Annotated in this window: 13 protein-coding genes and 2 pseudogenes; 6 read left to right on the top strand and 9 right to left on the bottom strand. The window is 40.6% G+C overall.

The genetic code is table 11. The annotated features are described in order from the left end of the window. The first annotated feature begins 59 nt into the window (after positions 1–59). From ASU31_RS24890 to ASU31_RS28165, 3 genes and pseudogenes are all read left to right on the top strand, one after another. Positions 60–1,220 carry an ABC transporter substrate-binding protein gene (locus tag ASU31_RS24890; protein ID WP_083505531.1) on the top strand — a complete coding sequence of 387 codons (1,161 nt, stop codon included), beginning with the start codon at positions 60–62 and terminating at the stop codon, positions 1,218–1,220. Next, positions 1,217–2,368 (top strand): CaiB/BaiF CoA transferase family protein, encoded by a 1,152-nt coding sequence (locus ASU31_RS24885; RefSeq protein ID WP_057934949.1) that lies wholly within the window; start codon positions 1,217–1,219, stop codon positions 2,366–2,368. Before ASU31_RS24890 ends, ASU31_RS24885 begins: the two co-directional genes overlap by 4 nt. Positions 2,369–2,479: 111 nt before the next feature. Continuing rightward, a pseudogene (locus tag ASU31_RS28165) lies at positions 2,480–2,590 on the top strand (CoA transferase); the annotation flags it as partial. A gap of 77 nt (positions 2,591–2,667) precedes the next feature. Here the strand turns inward: ASU31_RS28165 and ASU31_RS24880 are convergent. The 3 genes and pseudogenes from ASU31_RS24880 to ASU31_RS24870 form a co-directional block, all read right to left on the bottom strand. Beyond that, a pseudogene (locus tag ASU31_RS24880) lies at positions 2,668–3,096 on the bottom strand (RagB/SusD family nutrient uptake outer membrane protein); the annotation flags it as partial. A 10-nt stretch (positions 3,097–3,106) separates the two neighbouring features. Continuing rightward, entirely contained in the window at positions 3,107–6,172 is a 3,066-nt protein-coding gene (locus tag ASU31_RS24875) for a SusC/RagA family TonB-linked outer membrane protein (RefSeq protein WP_083505530.1), read from the bottom strand. Positions 6,173–6,392: 220 nt separating this feature from the next. Continuing rightward, positions 6,393–7,967 carry a family 43 glycosylhydrolase gene (locus ASU31_RS24870; RefSeq protein ID WP_057934947.1) on the bottom strand — a complete coding sequence of 525 codons (1,575 nt, stop codon included), beginning with the start codon at positions 7,965–7,967 and terminating at the stop codon, positions 6,393–6,395. Between the two features lie 274 nt (positions 7,968–8,241). Here ASU31_RS24870 and ASU31_RS24865 point away from each other — a divergent pair, with 274 nt between their 5' ends. Together ASU31_RS24865 and ASU31_RS24860 are read left to right on the top strand one after the other, a co-directional pair. Continuing rightward, positions 8,242–11,424 (top strand): ligand-binding sensor domain-containing protein, encoded by a 3,183-nt coding sequence (locus ASU31_RS24865; RefSeq protein WP_057934946.1) that lies wholly within the window; start codon positions 8,242–8,244, stop codon positions 11,422–11,424. Between the two features lie 2 nt (positions 11,425–11,426). Next, positions 11,427–12,200, top strand: coding sequence for a response regulator transcription factor (locus ASU31_RS24860; RefSeq protein WP_057934959.1), 774 nt, complete (start codon positions 11,427–11,429; stop codon positions 12,198–12,200). Between the two features lie 535 nt (positions 12,201–12,735). Here ASU31_RS24860 and ASU31_RS24855 read toward each other — a convergent pair. After that, complete coding sequence (locus ASU31_RS24855; RefSeq protein ID WP_057934958.1) at positions 12,736–14,091, bottom strand: Gfo/Idh/MocA family protein; 1,356 nt, start codon at positions 14,089–14,091, stop codon at positions 12,736–12,738. A gap of 8 nt (positions 14,092–14,099) precedes the next feature. Beyond that, a complete protein-coding gene (locus tag ASU31_RS24850; RefSeq protein ID WP_057934945.1) occupies positions 14,100–14,837 on the bottom strand; it encodes a 3-keto-disaccharide hydrolase in 738 nt (245 codons plus the stop codon). A 516-nt stretch (positions 14,838–15,353) separates the two neighbouring features. Between ASU31_RS24850 and ASU31_RS24845 the strand changes: the two genes are divergently transcribed. Continuing rightward, positions 15,354–17,084, top strand: a complete 1,731-nt coding sequence (locus ASU31_RS24845; RefSeq protein WP_057934944.1) for a glycoside hydrolase family 43 protein — start codon at positions 15,354–15,356, stop codon at positions 17,082–17,084. Positions 17,085–17,589: 505 nt separating this feature from the next. Here ASU31_RS24845 and ASU31_RS24840 read toward each other — a convergent pair. The 4 genes from ASU31_RS24840 to ASU31_RS27785 form a co-directional block, all read right to left on the bottom strand. Further along, the gene (locus ASU31_RS24840) at positions 17,590–17,769 is read right to left on the bottom strand and encodes a hypothetical protein (protein ID WP_057934943.1); all 180 of its coding nucleotides are present in this window, start codon (positions 17,767–17,769) and stop codon (positions 17,590–17,592) included. A gap of 406 nt (positions 17,770–18,175) precedes the next feature. Continuing rightward, on the bottom strand, positions 18,176–19,177 hold the full coding sequence (locus ASU31_RS24835) for a DUF4973 domain-containing protein (protein ID WP_057934942.1): 1,002 nt from the start codon (positions 19,175–19,177) through the stop codon (positions 18,176–18,178). 19 nt (positions 19,178–19,196) lie between these two features. Next, positions 19,197–21,275, bottom strand: a complete 2,079-nt coding sequence (locus ASU31_RS24830) for a RagB/SusD family nutrient uptake outer membrane protein (protein WP_057934941.1) — start codon at positions 21,273–21,275, stop codon at positions 19,197–19,199. Between the two features lie 12 nt (positions 21,276–21,287). Beyond that, the coding region (locus ASU31_RS27785) for a hypothetical protein (protein WP_167346243.1) at positions 21,288–21,565 on the bottom strand (278 nt) is incomplete at its 5' end.

The following is a 21,565-nucleotide window of genomic DNA, read 5'->3' as shown; positions in this document are numbered from 1 at the left end:
AAGTAAAATAAAACATGGCCGGTGGAGACACCAACCATTAGATAAAAAGAAGAAATATAGTGGAGAAGACGATAAATTTAAAAGGAATAACCTGGAACCATAGCCGTGGGCTTTTGCCGATGGTGGCTACGGCACAGCGTTTTTCTGAATTGTACCCCAATGTAAACATCACCTGGGAGAAAAGAAGCTTGCAGCAATTTGCCGATTTTTCAATTCAGGAATTGGCAGAACGATTTGATCTGCTGGTGATCGATCATCCCTGGGCAGGTTTTGCCGCCAAAACAGAATCAATAGTGCCTTTGGATCTTTATCTTTCTCAAGAATATTTGAAAGATCAGGAGGAAAATTCTGTTGGCCAGTCTTACGAGAGTTATTTTTATGATGAACACTTATGGGCCTTACCCATAGATGCGGCAACTCCTGTAGCAGCTTCAAGGCCTGATTTATTGGCTCAAAAGGGTTTGCAATTACCTAAATCTTTTGAAGATCTATTGGCTCTTGCTGATAATGGTCTGGTTGCTTTTGCAGCTATTCCCATCGATGTGTTAATGAATTTTTATACTATTTGCTGCTCTTTGGGTGAAGATCCTTGTCAAAGCGATGAGCAGGTGGTTTCTAAGGGAATTGGTGTTAGCGCTTTGCAAATGTATCGGAAACTGGCCTCGAAAATAGATAAAGCAAACTTCGATAGAAACCCGATTCAGGTATATGAAGCAATGACTTTAACCGACGAAATTGCGTATTGCCCGTTTGCTTATGGCTACTCAAACTATTCGCGTAATGGTTATGCCCGCAAAACCTTGCACTTTCACGATATGATTTCTTTAGATGGTAAAACCAATCTGAGAAGCACATTGGGTGGAACAGGTTTAGCCATTTCTGCTAAATGCGAAGCATTGGAAATTGCTGCCAAATATGTAGAATTCGTAGGTTCACCGGCGTGTCAGTCTACTTTATTTTTTGAGAATGGTGGTCAGCCAGGGCATTTAGCGGCATGGAAAAACGAAGAAGTCAATCGCCAGAGTCAACATTATTTTCTGAATACTTTACCAGCCTTACAAAGAGCTTTTCTCCGTCCACGTTACCATGGTTCGATGTATTTTCAAGATCATGCAGGAGATGTGGTGCGCGATTATTTAATGAATGGAGGCGATGAAATCAAGGTTTTGTCGGTTATGAACAAATTATATCAGCAATCTAAAAGTTTAGTGTTATCATGAACCGACCGCTTGAAGGACTTTTGATTTTAGAGTTTTGCCAATTTTTGGCAGGACCATCTGCAGGATTAAAACTGGCAGATTTAGGTGCCCGTGTGATTAAAATCGAACGACCAAAAACAGGCGACGCCTGCAGATCTTTATCCATCAAGAATCTTTTTGTGGATGAAGACAGCCTGCTTTTTCACACCATCAACCGGAATAAAGAAAGTTATACCGCCGATTTAAAAAATCCGGAAGATTTAGAAAGACTTAAAAAACTAATCAGTAAGGCCGATGTGATGACACATAATTTCCGTCCGGGTGTGATGGAGAAAATTGGTCTGGATTATGAAAACGTTCAAAAAATCAATCCAAAAATTGTTTACGGTATGGTAACCGGCTATGGAAGTGAAGGCCCGTGGAAAAACAAGCCAGGTCAGGACTTATTGGTACAATCTGTTTCTGGATTAACATTTTTATCGGGTGTTGATGTAGACGGACCAGTTCCTTTCGGACTTTCCGTTTCGGATATTATGTGCGGAAACCATTTGGCACAAGGTATTATGGCCGCTTTGATCAAAAGGGCAAAAACCAATAAAAGTGTTTTGATTGAGGTGAGTTTGCTAGAATCCATTTTAGATGTACAGTTTGAAGTATTAACCACCTACTTAAACGATGGCGGTAAATTGCCCGATAGAAGCGGAGCAAAAGGCAGTGCACACGCTTATTTAAGCGCTCCTTATGGCATGTACGAAACCAACGACGGTTATATTGCCATGGCCATGGGCAACCTGCCAAATATCTGTACGATCATCAATTGTGATATTACTGACTTATACGTTGAGGCAGGTTCAGCATTTGAAAACCGCGATAAATTAATTATACGCCTGGCCGAAACCTTTAAAAAAGAAGATACAAAACATTGGGTTAATCTTTTGGAAGGTCATGGTATTTGGTGCGCTGAAGTATTAAATTATCAAACTGCAACAGCCACGAATACTTATAAAAGCCTACAGATTGAACAGGAATTGGATTTAGATGAAGGCAAAAAAATAAAGACAACAGTGAGTCCGATTAGATTGGATAATGAAAAGTTATTTGCTTCGAAAGCTGCGCCAAAACTTGGTTTTGATACGGCTGAGATTAATAGAGAGTTTGAGTTGAATTAATAAAAATGATCGTCATTCCGACTGGAGCGCAGCGGAATGGAGAAATCTATAGGACAAAGACCTAATAGATCTCTCCACTACGGTCGAGATGACGATTTAATAAACAAAATTATGCTACCGCTTGAAGATTATTTAGTTATCGATTTCAGCCAGTTCCTATCGGGGCCATCAGCAAGTTTGCGCCTGGCCGATATGGGGGCGCGCGTAATCAAAATTGAACGTTTGGGTGTTACCACTTCTGTTGTATTTAAGGGTACACCGCCATATAGATAGGCAAGTGTACGAAAGGCCATGCCCCTGAAAAACTTCGCTCTCGCTTCCATTAGTGTTCTATCGGCTGGTGCCAGTTCAGAAGCCGGGATTCGCCCGATAATGGTGTTGGATTCTGCAATAATCTTGTACAGTGAAGTCCAGTGGATCAAAGGGATTTCGGTGCTTAATGGCGAATAGGCCGCAACCATATTGGTGTGTCTTGTGGTAGCCGGCTGACCATCAAAAACCAGATCGCAACCAAATACATAATCGAATGGTCTTTGCTCTCCGCTGTTATAAAACTCGCTTCTTACCCGGCTATACAGATTGTTAACTGCAGCATCAAAATCTTTAACAGTGATGTAGGCATTTGTTGTACTTAAGAAATCGAGCGGTTTTTCGTCCAAAAAAGATTTCTTGCAGGAGAAAAACAGGATGGTAGTTGCTGCTATAATAGAAAAGGTTATCTTTTTCATCGCTTTTAGTTTAAAATGTAACATTAAGGCCTACAGAATATCCTTTAAATACAGGCCTTCCGTCGTTGGTTAATCCTTGATTCGTTTCCGGATCCCAACCGTCCCACTTGGTCCATGTCGCCAGGTTTCTTCCACTTACAAATACATTTAGGTTTTGTAGTTTCATCCGCTCAATCAGTTTTCCGCTAAATTTATAAGAGAGCGATACATCCTGTAAACGCACAAAACTGCGGTTTTGGAAAAGTGGCGGATTTAAGGTTGCCGAAACAATAGAACGTGGATATTTGCCATCGGGATGATCGGGCGACCAAAAGTCTATCCCACTCAGGTAATTGTTCCTGATGGAGTTATCATCTCTGATGAGCCTTGGGGTATTGCCGGCGAGATAAGATTTATCGCCACCCTGCACTGAATTCAAGAATATACTCAAGGTAAAATTCTTGTACTGAAAGTTATTCAGCAAACTGATCCTGTAGGCCGGAGCTGATGACCCTAAAACAATTCTATCGCTGGCGTTGATTGTCCCGTCGCCATTTTGATCTACAATGCGGTAGGTTCCTGGTGAATAGCCCGTTGGGATCTGGTCTCCAACCTGCCAAATTCCATTCACCTGATAGTCGTAAATTACGGCGGTAGGCTGCCCAACAAAAAGGCCACTTTGCGGAAGATCATCTTCAACCCCATCGCCATTGAGATCGCCCAAAAGTTTAACCACCTTATTCACGTTTCTGGCAAAATTTAAGGCAGAAGTCCATTTAAATTCGCCACTATTGATATTCTTCGAGTTTAAAGAAAGTTCAATCCCTTTATTGTTCAGTTGCCCAATGTTGGTGAGGATATTACTGAAACCCGTAACCACTGGAATATTAACCGAATATAGAAGATCGGTTGTTTTGGTATCATAATATTCAATTACACCTGATAGCCTGTTTTTGAAAAGGGTAAATTCCAAACCCATGTTTGCACCTGTGGTACGCTCCCATCTTAAATCTGGATTAGACAACGAATTTACCTGCTGACCAAACTGCGTAGAACCGCCGTCACCAAAAACGTAAGCAGCACTCACTCCTACATTGGCCAATGAAGAATATCTTGTGGTCTGATTTCCGGCAATGCCGTACCCTACTCTTAATTTAAGGTTATCTACCCAATTAACTTTAAAAAACGATTCTTTCGAAATATCCCAACCTGCAGATATTGATGGAAAAATTCCGTATTTGTTATTTTCTGCAAAACCGGAAAATCCATCTCTTCTAAGCGTACCGGTAAACAGGTACTTGCTTTCGTAATTATAGTTTAAACGGAACATCTGATAATTAAGGGTTTCTTTCCATGCATTGGATATCGCAAACCGGTTAGTGCCCTGCTGTAGGTTATCATAACCGAGGGTCAACCTTGAAAAACCTGTTGCATAAGCCCTGGTGTAGCTGTTATCGCGTTCAATGGCACCATAAAGTAAAGTTCCGGTAAAGCTGTGCTTACCAATAACTTTATTATAAGTTAAAAGGTTATCAAAGGTATAATCGTAATAAGTGGTAGTTTCTTTTGAAGCCTGCCCGGTAAGGTTAGCATCGTACATATTTGAAATGTTTTTAAAATCGAGACGGTAATTGTTACCGAAACTTATTTTATAGCTCAAACCTTTAACGGGCAGTTGTACATTACCATAAACATTGGCAAAGAAATAGTTGTGGCGGTCATAATCATCAGCCTGATAGTTTAACAGCGGATTGGTAACATTTGTATTAAAGGGATTGATTTTCAGGTTTCCATTATTATCCCAGGGAAGGATTAAGGGCGATATTAAATTGATATCTACGAAATTTGGCTCTACCCCATCCTCATTTACAAAAGTCCCGAACGATTGCAGGCCAATGGTAAGCCAATCTGTTGCTTTGGTTTCGATGTTTGCCCTAATGGTTTTTCTTTTGAAAACATCGTTTTTGATAAATCCCGAATTTCTGGTTAAACTGCCCGATAAAAGGTAATTAATCTTATCAGTTCCGCCCGAAACACTAAGCTGGTTATCTACAATTGCTCCGGTTTTGGTGGCTTCATCATACCAGCTAAAATCATTGGGCAGCAAGTTTCCCTGCGCATCTTTCATCGATGCATCAACTTTGCTTACCAGATCGAATGCCGGATTTGGTTGCGTAAAATCAGGAGCAAGAAAGGCCTGGTCGTAGTACAAATATTTAATATGATCCAAATATTCATCTCTGGTCATCGGTTTTAAATCGATATTTGGTTTTTGGGTAGCATACTGAGAAGAAAAAGAGATTCTGGTTCTCCCAATAGCTCCTTTTCTACTGGTAATGAGGATAACACCATTTGCCGCCTGTGCTCCATATACTGCCGTAGCACTTGCATCTTTAAGCACATCTATTGAGGCAATATCATCCGGATTAATCGAAGTTAAGGAGCCATTGTATTGTACGCCATCTAAAATAATCAGTACGTTTTGGTTGCCACCCAGTGTATTTTGCCCCCTAATGCTAATACCTGGTGTTGCACCGGCGCGGTTAACCTGCCCTACATTTAAACCCGGAACTGTTCCCTGTAAAAGGTTGGCCACGTTTGTGGTGGGTGCATTCCTAAAATCATCGAGATTTGCCCTCACTACCGATCCTGTCACATCAGCCTTCTTTTGGGTACCGTAACCCACAACCACCACCTCATCCAGGTTAGCTTGTGAAGATTTTAACACCACATTGATATTTTTAAGATTGCCTACCGTTACTTCCTCTACATCGTAACCGATATAAGAAAACAAAAGAACCGTTTGTTCATTGGGTACACTGATTTTGTACAAACCATTTTCGTCGGTTACAGCAGTCGTGGTGCCATTTTTTACCTTAACAGAAACCCCGGGTATAGGCGATTTTGTTTTTTCGTCTATTACTTTACCCGTTATGCTAATATCGGCCTGGCTAATGCCTGCAAACCACAGTTTTTTATTCAGTACTGTGGTTACACCACTTTTATTATTGGCATTTGCTGTTGTTGCAGTGGTCAATATCGCGACCTGCAAAAAAGTTATGGTTACAATTCCTTTGAGTAGAATTCTATATTTCATATTTGGTTAAATTATTGGATGTGCGAAACCTTATCGTAAATCGGCATAATTGGCTAAGTAGAATTTGCAAAGCGGTAATGCAGGATTTTATGTTTGGTTTCCTGGTATCAAAGTAAAAAAATGCGGTTTACAAATACTGTTCATTTCTTTGTCGTTTTATCTCAAATTGATCCTTTTGATTAATGCTTTGGGAAACTCATCCCCTGTTAGCCAAACACTATTATTCTCCAACAGGAACCGGAATGTTAACTCCTGTTGCAACGGCAGTTCCAAAATTTGGCGAGCCGTCTGCATTCCAGGTTAACTTCTGCATCCGTGGCGTTCTGGATCCGTTGGTGGTATTGGCAACACTCCGGGCATGGTAAATAAACCAATTTTCGCTGTGCAACACCCCATTTGGATCAGTATAACTACTGGTAAAAAATCCGTTGTGGCCAGGTCCATAAACCCCATTGGCATCACTTTTAACAAATACCTGCTTTTTATTGATCCAGTCGCCAGGCACCATGGGGTCGCCACCATCTTTTAACTGTATCTGTGCCAAACAATAATTATCGCTGCTGTACCTGCTGGCAGAGTAAATAATAAAAATCGGGCTGTTGGCATCTTTTCTAAGCATGATCGGCCCTTCGTTAACACCCGCACCCAATGAACCACTTGGTTCGTATTTTTCCCAATTGTTGGTTGGCGATGATATTTTTACCCTATCGCTACTAATTGTCCATGGGTTAGCCATCTGCGCGATGTAGATATACTGTTTGTATTTGGTGGCCACATTTTCCCATCCCGACCAAATAAAATAGTTTGTTGTACCTATGGTTAATACCGAACCATCAATAGCCCATTGATCGCTCGGATCGCTTATTTTCCCTTTAAAAGTCCATGTACCGGTGGTAGGATCGGCATTGGCGTTTTCCAGCACAAACATGCGGTGGGTAACGTCGCCCCCATCATTTGCAGCAAAGTAGAGATACCATTTACCGGAAAGGAAATGTAATTCAGGCGCCCAGATATTAGAAGAATAAGCGGCACCAGCCGGAGGTGTCCACACCACAGTTTCTACTGCTGTAGATAACAACGACATTGATCTGGTTTTTCTCAGTCCGATATTATTGCCCCGTGTATACATAAAATAATAATACCCATCTTTTTGGGCAACATAGGGGTCGGCCCTGCTTGCATTGATCAGTGGATTCTGGAAATTGGTATCATGAAAATTAAACATCCCCTGCGTACCAGTTAGCGTAGTTTTCTGTCTGATTTTAGCACCGGGGGTACTGCTTTCAGGATCAACGGCCATTTTCATCCCTGTGGCTTTGTTCGTAAGGGTAAATACATTATTGCTGCCCGTATAATCTATAGCCCATTGTTGCGCATCGCTGCCATCGTCTGTACCTTGTTGCAAAATAGCTCCAGCTGTTGCTGATGGCGATTTTAAACATTTATTGCTGGTGATATTGATCAGTTTGTAATAAGTGGCATCTGTTTTCACCAGTTTCCATTTCTGTCCATTATTAGGAAACCACGACCATTGCTGGATGGCCGCATTTTCTGCCGTTGAGTTACCGGTAACTTCAACCACAGGCCCATCGGGTAAGGATGACACCCCTCGGATCCGATATATTGCCCCGTCAATTAAGGTGCCTAAAGGCGGTGCAGCAGCAATTACATTTAATGCAGCCAGTTTTTCAACGTTGTTTAGGGCGTCATTTCTATCGGCTGATGGTCCTTTCTGGCAAGAACCTGTTAAAACCACAAATGCGGCTGCCAAATGAATCAATAATTTGTTTCTCATAAAAAATACTAAAACTGCAAAGGCATGGTACCGCCGATAGAAGAAATTTGCAGCAGGGTTATTAATTTGGTTAATTTCAAATCAAAGTAAAGGAATGATGCCGGTAAAATTTGTTCATCTTTTTGTCGATATGTCTCAAATCATTTTCCAAAAACCACACAAACAACTGATAATCAGACCGCAACAAAACAACTGTTTAAAACCTGATCACAAGGTGCTAAAACATAGATTACACAACAATCCGATTTACATATATTTGATATTAACTTGAAATATGCGGTTTGTATTATTTTTCTTGCTATGGACTACATTTTTTGCGGTTTCTACCTGCGAAGGGCAATCTTATTATTTTAAGCAATACCAGGCTGACGATGGCTTGGCCCATAACTCGGTAAATACGGTTATGCAGGATCAAAAAGGAATGATCTGGGTGGGAACCAGAGGAGGTTTAAACCGTTTTGACGGTTATACGTTTAAAACCTTTAAAAACGAAAAAAGCAGATTCGGAAACATCGGCAACAACATTATTGTTAGCCTTGCAGAAGATAAAAAGGGCATGTTGTGGGTGGGTACAGGCCGTGGTATTTTTAAATATGATCCCGTTAAAGAGGTATTTACTGAGCTCGCACCTAACCTGAAAAAATACATCAATTCTATTTTGGTAGATCATCAAAACAATCTTTTCTTTTTAGCAAACAGGGTACTTTTTAAATATGTACAGAAAGATAACAGGGTAATCGATCTAAGAATAAGTGCCTCCTGCATAGCCATTGATGAACACAGGAACATTCTGGTTGGGAATGATAATGGGGAACTGGTAACCTACAATCCTCAGACTGGCTCAAAAACCAGTGTAAAAATAATCGGCCAAAATATACCTTTAAACTTGCGGTCGATCAGTAAAATATTTCCAACGGGGAATAATAATATATTGGTAGGATGCTTTAAAAAGGGCTTAAAAAGCTACAATACCAAAACAGGCGCGATTAAATCATTGATTCTTAAAAACAGCGACAATACCGATATTTATGTACGTGATATTACTGCGGGTGAAAACCAGGAATATTGGATTGCCACCGAATCGGGCATTTATATCTACAATTTAGCCACCAATGTCAACATCAATTTGCGCAAATGGCCTGGAGACCCTTATTCTATTCCAGATAATGCCGTTTATACGGTTTGTAAAGATAACGAGGGCGGCATGTGGGCTGGCACCTATTTTGGTGGACTGAGTTATTTCTCGAAAAATAATGCACGGTTTGAAAAATATTATCCGTTACTGGGTACCAATTCCATTTCAGGAAATGCGGTAAGGGAAATCTGTCCCGATAATAAAGGCAATTTGTGGATTGGTACAGAAGATGCCGGCGTGAACAAATTCAACCCAAAAACCGGAATATTTACCAATTACACCGCCAATGGTAAAGCAGGCAATTTATCCTACCCCAACATTCATGGTTTACTTGCTTTGGGCAATCAACTGCTGGTGGGTCCATTTTTACACGGGATGGAAATTATGGATATTAACAAGGGAAAAGTCATAGATCGTTTTAAAACCATTGGCGAAGAAAACGAAGAGACAAGCGATTTTGTGCTTTCTATCCACCTTGCTAAAGACAGTACAATTTATGTGGGTACCGGATACAATATGGGCTCGGGCCTGTTTGTTTTTGACCAAAAGAAAAGAAAATTTAAACGGATTAAACAGATCCCTGTAAATTCTTATGTTTACGACATCTGGGAAGATAGGTTTGGTAATATCTGGACTGGTAGCGTATCAAGGGGAGCGTTTTATTACCACCCTAAAACCGGTAAACATGGCAACATCACCTTTGGCGACAAGTTTAACAGCAAAAGTGTTCACGAATTTCCGGTATGTGGCATTATTGAAGATAGCAACCATGCCATGTGGTTTACTACCGAAGGCGGTGGCCTGATCAGGCTTAGTCCGGACAGGAAAGTTTTGAAAAAATTCACTACCGAAAATGGTCTGCCTACCAATATCCTGTTCCGTGTACTCGAAGACAGCTCAAAACATTTGTGGATAAGCTCTCTTAAAGGCCTGATCTGTTTTGATATGCAGACTGAAAAGTTTAAAATCTATACCAAATCAAATGGTTTGATTACCGATCAGTTTAACTTCAGTTCTGCTTATAAAGATCCGAATGGCAGGATGTATTTCGGATCAGTAAGGGGAATGATTTCTTTTAATCCAAAAGATTTTGAGCAAAAAGATACCGCACCACCTACCTTTATCACGGGTTTCCAGATCAATAATAAGGAAGTTCTTCCAAATATTGACAATAGTCCGCTTAGCAAGTCAATTTCTTATACCGATACGATTGTACTTACCCACGACCAGAACAATTTCAGCATCGAATTTGCTACACTGAACTACTCCTCGCCCGAAGTAACCAGGTATGAGTATATGATGAAAGGCCTGGATCAGGCTACAACCTACCTGAATAACAATAGAAAAGCTTATTTTACAGATTTATCTCCAGGAAGTTACACTTTTCTGGTAAGGGCAAAAAGTAATGTAGGGAGCTGGACAGGAAAAGAGCGCCGCCTTTTTATTAAAATCCTTCCACCATTTTGGAAAAGTATTACGGCATACATTTGTTACCTGTTGATGATCGCAACCGGGCTTTTTCTGGCTATACGCTATTATCACCGTTATATCGAACGCAAAAACCTCAATAAATTACAGTTATTCGAACACGAAAAGGAAAAAGAGATCTATCAGGCCAAGATCGAATTTTTCACCAATATTGCGCATGAGATACAAACGCCGCTAACCTTGATTTTAGGCCCTGTTGAGATAATGCTGGAGGAAGCAAGGGAACAGCCCCTGAAAAGCAGCTTGCTCATGGTCGAAAAAAATGCTAACCGACTGGCCAAACTGACCAATCAATTGCTTGATTTCCGCAAGACAGAAATGCACCAGTTCGGCTTAAATTTCGTAAATACCGATATCAATAACCTGTTAAAGGAACAGGTGAATGCTTTTGAGCAAGAAGCTCAAAAAAGCAATATCACGCTTGATCTTGAACTGCCCAAAACACACATCATTGCATTTGCCGATAGAGAGGCATTGATAAAGATCTTTAACAATTTAATCTCGAATGCGATTAAATATGGAACAAGCAAAGTAATTGTACTGCTCAGTACTTCTGGTGAAACAGCAGGCCGTTTTAACATTATTTTCGCCAATGACGGAAAAGGCATTCCCCAGCAATACCGTGCACAGATTTTCGAACCGTTTTTCAGGTTATATGGCAAAGATAAACCGGGTACTGGTATAGGGCTTTCGCTGGCTAAATCGTTGGCCGAACTACATAACGGTTCACTCACATTATTAGAAGGTGATGCGGACAAAGTGGTTTTTGAACTAATTTTGCCTATACATCAAAAATTTGAATTTAAATTGAGTAGTTGGAAAAAGATAAAATAAACATGACTGACAGCATTTTAATTATTGATGATAATGAAGATATTCTTGAGTTTTTAACTCAGGTATTCGGAAACACCTATAAATTGCATTTGGCAATTAGCGGAGAAGTTGCGCAGGAAATTCTGGATAAAGAAATCGTAGATCTTATCATTTCCGATATTATGATGCCCGGGATTGATGGTTTTGAACTTTGCAGGCTAATCAAATCAAACGTAGAATACTGCCACATCCCCATTATATTATTGACTTCTAAAAACACATATAAGGCGCACATTGAAGGGTTGGAAGTGGGTGCAGATCTTTATATCAAAAAGCCATTTTCGCCTCAGCTGTTACGTGTTCAGGTGGCCAACCTGCTCCAGAACCGCTTAAAAATCAAAGCCCATTTTGCAAGTGCGCCTTTCGAAGATGTGCGCGTAGTGGCAAACTCAAAAATTGAAGAAGCATTTTTGAAAAGACTGGACGAATATGTGCGTAAAAATATTCAGGATCCCTATCTGGATATCGATCAGCTTGCCGAGCACATGCACATGAGCCGCCCTACCCTTTACCGGAAGATAAAAGCGATTTCTGCCCTATCGCCAAAAGAACTGATTGATGTTACCCGTCTAAAAAAAGCCACCAAGTTGATTGCTCAGAACGAATTCAGCTTTTTTGAGATTGCGAAGATGGTGGGTTACAGCTCTCAAAGCTTATTTAATAAAAATTTCTTACGATATTTTAAAGTCACTCCCCAGGAATATATGAATTCGCTGAGTAAAGATACGGGCAGCTAAAATCAGGCACCTGAATGGCTATATAAACATAAAGCTTTATGCGAAATGCGAAAGGTTATAAATGCCTTATATGGTAAAAACAAACTAAAGAATTTATGTGAAAGATCTGTGGAGACACAGACCTTGGCGACTTAGGTGATGTAGGCTTATATGCCCCTTAAATGCCTTATATGGTAAAATACAACTAGAAGGTTTATGAGAAAGGACTGTGAGGACACAGACCTTGGCGACTTAGGTGGCTAAGGTGATTAAAAACAAAAAAATGTTTTTTATTTAACACAATTTTTAAGGACGCAGACCTCTATACGCAATCTCAACATATAAGGAATATAAGAACATATAAGGTTATAAATGTCTTATATGGTAAAAACGAACTAAAGAATTTATGCGAAAGGCCTGTTGGGACACAGACCTTGTCGACTTAGGTGATATAAGCTTATATGCCCCTTAGATGACTTATATGGTAAATATAACTAGAGGGTTTATGAGAAAGGTCTGTGAAGACACAGACCTTGGTACTTTGTTGTTTGAAGCGCTAATATTTGAATACTTTTCCCTCTACCATAACCTGCTGACGAGTGGCATCAAAGCTTGCTTTTCCACCGGTACGCACCGCTGCATTCGTCATGATATTGGCGATGGAATGCTGATAACCTGCCTCAACAGGCGCATTAGGCTCTTTTCTACTTCGGATGCACTCTAGCCAGTTGCGCATATGGTTAGAACTTAACACATCTGCACCTGTATTGGCTGATGCTGCCGCAGCTGATGGCGCAGCAAGTTTAATTTCGGGCAAAAGGTTCGGTTTCATTTTCATTGCAGCTGCCGCTCTTGCCGTTAAACCTCCATGAGGCGATATGGTATTGGTAATGAGATTTAATTCTCCCCCATTCGAATAATAGATTTCTGCAGGTCTTTCATCACCGTTATGCATCCGGGAGGTAAATACTACCTGGAAACCTTTAGTCATATCATCAAGCGGGCCATAGTCAAACACAGCAGTGGTGGTATCCCAATTGCGGCGACCATCTTTCCATTGATAAATTCCACCGTTTGCGGTTACACTTCGCGGGTGAGATAATCCGGTAAACCAATGCACCGTATCAATCTGGTGGCTCATCCATTGTCCAGGCATACCTGAAGAATATGGCCAGAAAAGGCGATATTCGAGATATATCCTGGGATCAAAGGCTTCGTATGGCCGGTTCAGCAAAAAGCGTTTCCAATCGGTATCCTGCTCCTTCAGTTTAGCTACCAAATCGGGGCGGCGCCAACGGCCAGGCTGATTTACATTCCAGCTCAATTCTACCATGGTAAGATCTCCAAATTTACCTTGTTTGATAAAATCGGCAGCAGCCTGATAATTTTGTCCACTGCGGCGCTGCGAACCAATCTGCAGAATCTGTTTCGAAGACCTTACTGCTTTCAATGCGGCATTGGCATCATCCATGGTTTCGGCAAAGGGTTTTTCGCAATACACATCTTTTTTGTTTTTAACCGCTTCTATGGCGTGCAATGCATGTGCAAAATCTGGCGTACTGATGATTACAGCATCAAGATCTTTCAATGCATACAGTTCGTCATTGTTTTTACAGGAAGTAATTCCATGGCCTATTCTGTTTTTAATGTGTTCAGCACCTAAATCACGGCGGTAATTCCATAGGTCAGAAAGGGCAACAATATCAAAATTAAGTTCTTTGTTGTGGTTTAAAAAGCATGGAAACAGCGTATCTTTAAAACGATCGGAAAAACCAACCACGCCAACCCTAACCCGATCATTGGCACCGATAATATTCGCGTAACTTTTGGCCGACATCCCAAAAGTACCAACATAAGCTCCTGCTGCAGCAATTGCCGCTTTTTTTATAAAGTCTCTTCTCGATTCTTCCATCATGCTCATTATTTAAGTATTTTGATTTTAATGTTTCTGTACGAAACATTGTTGCCGTGATCCTGGATCAGGATATGCCCCTTTTTAGCTTCTCCAAAGTTTTTCCATGTTTTGTATTTGCTTCCGGCCACCAGCTTTCTAAAATTTTCTGATCCGCGCTCATATTCCACTACTTTTACGCCGTTTAACCAATGTTCTACATGATTGTTCGGGTAAACACGAATCTCGCCACTATTCCATTCTCCAATTGCTTTAATTACCGAAGCAGGTTTGTTTGATGGAATAAGATCATATAAAGAGGCAAGCTTTCGGTTACCGTTTTTGCCCAGCTTCGCATCAGGATGTTTTTCATCATCCAGTACCTGAAACTCCAGACCGATGCCAGACAGGTTGGTTTTTTCTTCTTCAGTTACAAAATATTTTATGCCACTGTTAGCACCTGCAGTAAGTTTGAAATCAAACTTTAAAATAAAGGCCGAAAATTCATCCCAGGTAACAATATCGCCTCCAGAGCCCTGCTCCTTTCCGTTTGATGGCAGTACGGATAAAATCCCGTTTTTCATTTCCCAGCCTTTGGCCGGAAACTGCTCTTTAAATATGGCACGCCAACCAGTGGCATCCTTCCCGTTCCAAAGCAGCTTAAACCCTTCCTTTTTCTCGCTTTTGCTAAGTGTATTTTGAGCATAAGTTAGGTTTACGGCAAAAATGCCGAATATTAGCATGTAAATTAACCTATAGTTTTTCATTGAATTTAATTTATAGTTATTTATGTGTTAAAGATTTACAGTTACTTGTGCGTGCGCTTAAAGAACAACCCCACAATAAGTATGATAGCCCCATTGGTATCCGCTTGCCGTTAGTTATAGCATTTACAATATGATTTAATTTACGGGTTTATAATTGGTTATAATGCCAAAGTAAGCCAATGGACCTTGTAAAATATGTTCAATTTATTGTTGATTTGTCTCATTTTACCTGATCAAAAGCCGAAAAAAAAGAACAATTACCAGATTAAAAACCTGTTTATTAAAAATATAAACAAACCGACAAAACACAATTAACACATTAAAAATCAATAATTTAAAACATAACAAAGCCCTAAAAGCGGATTAAAAAAGCGTAGGTTGCGCTACAGAGATTAGGAATAAAACATTCATTTGTGCGTGGTGCTCCAACTTTGGCTTCCCTTTCTCCCTGTGTATAATTGTTTATTTTCGGAAAAATAACCAAATACCAAAAAGACAATTTATACCTTGAAATACATGATCACTTTTCGATTATCTACATTTTTAAAAAAATATGCAAATGGTGTTCAACCAGCAAAAAAAACGAATAAAATAGCTGTAAAGAAGTCTTATAACTTAACCATACAACCTTGGGGTACTTACCTGGTTTATTTGCTGATTAACTTTTGCCTGGTTTCCTGTGGATTAAAAAAAACACAAACCGAAAATTCCAATACTGATAACGCTGCGCACCTGTTGCTGAACCCTGCCCTACCAGGCGACAATCCGGACCCTTCTATCATCAGGGTTGGAAAGGTGTATTACGCTACCTCTACTACAAACGAGTGGGCTCCTTATTTTACTATATATAAATCAACCGACCTTAGAAACTGGAAACTGATCAACCATGTTTTTCCGGATGGATTTAAGGATATGAAAAACCAGTGGGGCGAGAATAACTTTTGGGCATCTGAACTGGTTTATGATCAAAAACAGAACCGGATTTATGCCTATTACACGGCGCATAACAGGGAAACAAAAGGTAATCCGGGTTTGCAATGCGGCACGGCCTGGATTGATGCAGATAAAATTGAAAACGGTAAATTTACTGATAATGGTCCTGTTATTATTGAAGATGAATGCGGTGCCATAGATGCGTTCGAATTGCAGCACAACGGCAAAATTTATGCTTTCTGGAAAAATGACGGGAATGGCTGTGGCAAAGAAAGTTGGATCTGGAAACAGGAAATTAACGATAGCCGGACAAAATTGCTCGGGCAAAAGAGCAAAGTATTTACCAATAGCCAGCCTTGGGAAACCGGATTGGTTGAAGGTGCTTGTTTTTTTACTTTGGGAGAATATGTTTACAGCCTGTATTCTGTTGGTGGCTGCTGTGATGCAAAATGCAATTACAAAACAGGAATTGCCAGAACGAAAGACCTTAACAGCGGTGTGTGGGAGAAATACGGCAACAACCCAATAATGGTGAGTAACAACAAGTGGAATTGCCCTGGCCATGGCACTGTGGTAAAAACTGCAAACGACAGGCTATTTATGCTATACCATGCGTTTAACAAAAGTTATGATGTTTTTGTTGGCAGAGAGGGTATTATAGAAGAATTAATTGTTGGCGCTGATGGCTGGCCTGTATTGCATAATGCAACCCTCCCCAACCGCCCAAAAGCCGACCTTAATTTTGTCGACAATTTTGAAAATGATCAAAAACTTGATCTGGCCTGGCAATGGCCTTCCAAATCACCAAGACCATTGATGTCTTTTGATAAAGGCTTAAAATTAACAGCATCTGATGAAAACCATGCACTAGGCACCTTTCTGGGTCAGTATATTAAGACGGTAAATTTTAGCATCAGTGCCGAAATAAAGCCTGATGCAGCAAAAACAGGCATTTGCCTGGGCGGTGCTATCTTCAAAAGCAAATGGCCTGGCGAACTTGGTGGAATAGGCATTACAGTCTCGAAAGATGGCTTTGCTGTTTTTGATAATTTTGAAGGCGTGTATAAGATTCTTAAAGCATCAAAAGAAAATTTAGCTGGCCCAGTGCAATTAAAAATGCAGATCAGCAATGATGGCAAACAGATAGAGTTTTTCCATAAAAAACAAGGAGCAGAATGGCTTAGTTTTTATCGTACAGATTTTCTGGCAGCCAAATATGTGCCTTGGGGAATGGGATACAGGGCAGGTATTGTGGTAAAAGGAGATCTTTCGCAAACAGGGACTTTTAACAGCTTTAGATTAATGAATAATTAATGATGCCATTGAAAGCTGAATTATTTTCCGCTTGGAAATGTGTACATTTAAGAATATGATTAAAACTCAATTATTCTATTACTAACAGACTTAAATATAAAGATCGTCATCTCAACCGTAGTGTTCCGAAGGAACTCCTTTGGAGGAGTGATCTTTGTCCATGGCTCGGGCTTGCCTCGGTTAGCCACCGAAGGGCTCTTACTTTTTTTCAGTGTTGGTTTATGTTTTTATAGGCATTCAAGCTTGCTTCTCAGGTTCCTTGATGAAAAAGTAACAACCTGAGCGCAGCGAAAGCATGCCTGCCATAAAAAACAACAAACACAAAGGCATAACTGAAAGGCTTGGATCTGATGTCGGATAAATTCGTCAAAGCTTTTTTGGTCGCCAGCACAAGCCCCCGATGAAAAATCGGTGAGCTCCTCCGATAGCTATCGGATGACGATTCCATTATATAGTTGTCATCCTGTCCAAAGGACTCCTGTGGAGAGCCTGTCGAAGGACTTGCTTAAATTTCTTGCCCATCGCTGGCTGCATTTTCAAATTGCCTTTTCAGTTCATTTAATGCTATTATTGAGGGGTAATTTATTTTATAAAAATCAATATGAGTGACGCATACCCTTTTTTTGCCCAGCGGCTCATTCTTGCCTCGGCTCACCGCCGCCGAAAGGCTCTTTCTTTTTGGCATCAAAAAGAAACAAAAAATGCCGACTGAAAATTTTTCTTTAAAGGTCAGTGGTGTGGCCGGGTCAGCAGAATCCGATCCCGATAGCTATCGGGATGTTAGGCCGGATTTAAGTGGAACGGGGATACGGTGCTGTGGCCTAGCTGGGTGGAAATGTATAGTGTCGCAAATATCTTATTAGTAAGCAATTGCAAAATAACGTCAATGGTAGGCATATGGCAATAAAACTATGATTAAATGATATAGAAAAGCATTGGTCTCTTAACTAAAAAAGGCCGTAACTAAAGGCTACGACCTAATTCTTAATACATGGTTTCTTATATTTCACACGGAGCACACGCGTGCTAACTGGGATAAGTGTGTTATATAGAACTCAAGCTTTAAAAACTTGAATTCTATAAATTACCAGCTACCATTGAATCTGCTGATCCTGATCGGGTATCAACGTATTCAGATCGCGCTGCATGGATAACGTACCATCTACTTTATATTTTAACCTTTGTCCGGGCACTGTGGTATAATCTTCAAACTCGTAGGATAAATAAAGCGTAGTATAAATATGTTTCAGGTATGGTAGTTTTGGATCCCAGGCCTCATCTCTGGTATAATAAGATTGTGCAGCCCCGACTTTAAATTTATTGTTTACAGTATTATCACTCCAGATTTCTAACTTTTTCTTCTGGATATCGATATTCTGATCGGTAAACTTAATAAATACCTTATAGTTTTTGCGGTCCAGGTAATCAATATCCCTGATTCCGGCATACAGAAAAATAGTTTTATCATCCACCACAAAAGTTCGGTGGGTATTTAGGGTTAAGGGTTCAGTATCCCCGTCGAGAAATATTTTATACAAAGTACCGCCATATTCTCCGGAATAATCATTAAATGGAGTAATCCGCAGCATAGCTCTACGATAATATTTTTGTGGATTGGCCTGATAATCATAAGCAGGATCGTTTAAAATCTGTAACGGTAATACCCATTTATCAGATTGATCCAGATCTCCCAAAGTAAAATCGATGGGTACAGTAACCGTGCTCACCCCGGCCGGTACATCTATGGTTTGGGGCATCGTATAATACTTTTTATCCAATTGTTTAAAATACAGCTCTTGTCGGTGGCCATACTGCTCCTGGTTTAATTTTGCAAGCGTATCAGGGTCTAAACCGAGATGTATGGTACGGTTTTTTAGATTTGGGGTAGAACCACTGATGATAATCGGAAGGTTAAACCTCACCTTTCCGGTGGCATTATAACGTAAATAACTCCAGCTTACCCCTTGAGCAGTTGGATTTGATTTAAATGATGCCGTTTGGACGAATTGTTCTTCTTTCCATTCATCATTACATGAAACAAAGCATACTGCTGTTGTTATCAATAAAAATAGAATACATATATACTTCTTCATTTTTTGCAGATTATGATTGTTATTCAGGATTTGTCCAGCCCGGATTTTGTGTCAGGTATTTGTTGCGCTTCAATTCGTCAAAATGAATTGGCCAAAACCACATTTTGAGTGTAAAAATGGAAGGTAATGATGGCGTTTCAACCACGTTGTGGAAAAGATCTGCCTGCGCTTTAGTGGCATAGGCATTGTAGCCATAAACCGGAGCCGACTCTTCCGATTGCGCATCTGTCCATCGGCGCAGATCGAAATAACGGTGCCCTTCGGCAAATAACTCTACCTGACGTTCTCTTTTCAATTTTATACGAAATCTATTTGGATCAGCATAAACATCTCCCTGATAATCAGCTAACCCGGCACGGATGCGGATAGGCTGGATTCCTCTCTTCATTTCAGAAATGTTCCGTGAAATTACCTGTGTTTTACTTCCGTCCCACGATGGGATATTATAAGATCCGTTCAGTTCATTTAGGGCTTCTGCATAAATCAGCAATACTTCCGCATAACGGATAGCAGGGTCAACTTTTTGTTTCATACGGCTTTGATCGTAAGGTGTAACAGCCACATTACTGATATCATCCGGATGCACATATTTTTTAATGCCCACCCCTGTACGTGGCCAGTAGGTCGTGTTTTTATAACCATTAGGATCGCCCCGATAGTAAAATATCTGTACATTACTTTTTTCATCTCTTACGCTTTCTGCATTGAGGAGATTCCAGGTAGAACCGTTATACGATACTGAAGCATAAAAGCGGGGCTCACGCTGAACGAACTGTTTATTCACCCCAACGCCCAAAGGGCCTAATTCTGGATATTTGGTCAGTTCAGTCTGCGTTACGAAACCCGTTGTACGGGGTTGGGTATTATATCGGCCTTCATAACCCTGTCTCCCTGCGTACATGTTGTTCATTCCTGGTATATCGCTTCCATCATTCATGGCATAGGCATCAACCTGCTTCTGAGTCATGCCATGCGAATTGTATCCCTTGCCTTCCAGACGCGGCAACTGATGCAGTACCAAAACGTTTATGCCTTCGCCCCCCTGGTTTTGGCCATGAGTAAAAATCAGTTCAGGATTTTGATAGGCAGGAACTGTTCCGTTAAACAAAGCGCGGTACGATTCGTAAGGATCGATATCGCTCCAGCCCGAAGGCCAGGCACTATTAGAAAAATTACTGTCAAATGGAGGAGTAACAGTGGCCGGATAAGCAGCATCGCCGGTTGTTTTTTTATAAGCAACATACAAACGGTATTGACCCATATCCATTACATCTTTGGCAGCGGCAGCAGCCCTGGCCCATTTAGATTCATCGTAGGTTCGTGAAAGTAAGGGTTTCCCATCTTTGGTAACCAGTGCCCCAGCTACATCAGCAGGTGCTTTTCCGTTGGCCAGCGGACTTGCTGCATACAAAAGTATGCGGGCACGGAGCGCTAAAGCCGCACCACGGGTTGGCCTTGCAATCTGTTGTATTCCCTGCTGAAGTGAAAGTCCTTTGGCGGCTTCTACCAGTTCGTTTGAGAGGTAAACTGCACATTCTTCGTAGGTATTCCGCGGCTGTGCAATTTCATCATACTCTTTGGTGTAATCAATCCCCTCATTGGGTACAATTGGCACCGGACCATAAGTACGTAACAGTACCCAATAAAAGTAGGCCCTTAAAAAACGTGCCTGCCCCTTGAGGTTTGCAATTTCTTTTGCTGTAAACTGCTTATTGATGTCGATATTATTAATAAATATAGAAGCCTGACGGATACCTTTATAGGCTACATTCCAAATTTCCTTACTTTCGCCATTCAATCCATTTTCAGTGTATTGTCCGTTTTTCCATCTTTTGTATCCGTCGCTTTCATCACCGTAATACATATCATCAGCAAAATTAAAGGGCACATATTTCTTGCTGCTTACATCCTGCATAAAATTACTACCCAGAAAAGAGTAGGCTTGTGCCAACCATCTGTTTGCATAATCGGTATTGGTAAAAACCTCTTCTGTGGTTAACCGCTCATCGAAGAGATAATCAGAGTCGAGATATTTTTTACATCCGCCAGCAATTAAAACAATACCTGCGAAAGCTAAAGCGATAACTATTTTTTTCATATTCTTCTTTGCTTATAAATTAACTGATACTCCTAATGACATTGTTCTGCTTAGCGGATAAACTTTCCCTGTTGAACTCCCTAATTCCGGATCCCACAGTTTAAATTTGGTGAAGGTGAGCAGATTGGTGCCGATAAAAAAGAAACGCACGTTATTGAGGTGAGCCTTGTTTACCAAGGTTTTAGGCAGCGAATAGCCAATATCCAATGTTTTTAAACGCAGGTAAGAACCATCTCTTAGCCAAAAGGTAGATGCACGGTAGTTATTGGCATTTGGCCCATAGGTTAAAC

The organism is Pedobacter ginsenosidimutans, from assembly GCF_001442625.1.
Classification (GTDB): Bacteria; Bacteroidota; Bacteroidia; order Sphingobacteriales; family Sphingobacteriaceae; genus Pedobacter; species Pedobacter ginsenosidimutans.
This window is presented reverse-complemented; position numbering and strand designations above follow the sequence as displayed.

Coding starts and splice junctions, on each gene's coding strand:
- ASU31_RS24885 (WP_057934949.1), top strand. CDS start 1,217: ATGAACCGACCGCTTGAAGGACTTTTGATTTTAGAGTTTTGCCAATTT.
- ASU31_RS24875 (WP_083505530.1), bottom strand. CDS start 6,172: ATGAAATATAGAATTCTACTCAAAGGAATTGTAACCATAACTTTTTTG.
- ASU31_RS24870 (WP_057934947.1), bottom strand. CDS start 7,967: ATGAGAAACAAATTATTGATTCATTTGGCAGCCGCATTTGTGGTTTTA.
- ASU31_RS24865 (WP_057934946.1), top strand. CDS start 8,242: ATGCGGTTTGTATTATTTTTCTTGCTATGGACTACATTTTTTGCGGTT.
- ASU31_RS24860 (WP_057934959.1), top strand. CDS start 11,427: ATGACTGACAGCATTTTAATTATTGATGATAATGAAGATATTCTTGAG.
- ASU31_RS24855 (WP_057934958.1), bottom strand. CDS start 14,091: ATGGAAGAATCGAGAAGAGACTTTATAAAAAAAGCGGCAATTGCTGCA.
- ASU31_RS24850 (WP_057934945.1), bottom strand. CDS start 14,837: ATGAAAAACTATAGGTTAATTTACATGCTAATATTCGGCATTTTTGCC.
- ASU31_RS24845 (WP_057934944.1), top strand. CDS start 15,354: ATGATCACTTTTCGATTATCTACATTTTTAAAAAAATATGCAAATGGT.
- ASU31_RS24840 (WP_057934943.1), bottom strand. CDS start 17,769: ATGCCAAAAAGAAAGAGCCTTTCGGCGGCGGTGAGCCGAGGCAAGAAT.
- ASU31_RS24835 (WP_057934942.1), bottom strand. CDS start 19,177: ATGAAGAAGTATATATGTATTCTATTTTTATTGATAACAACAGCAGTA.
- ASU31_RS24830 (WP_057934941.1), bottom strand. CDS start 21,275: ATGAAAAAAATAGTTATCGCTTTAGCTTTCGCAGGTATTGTTTTAATT.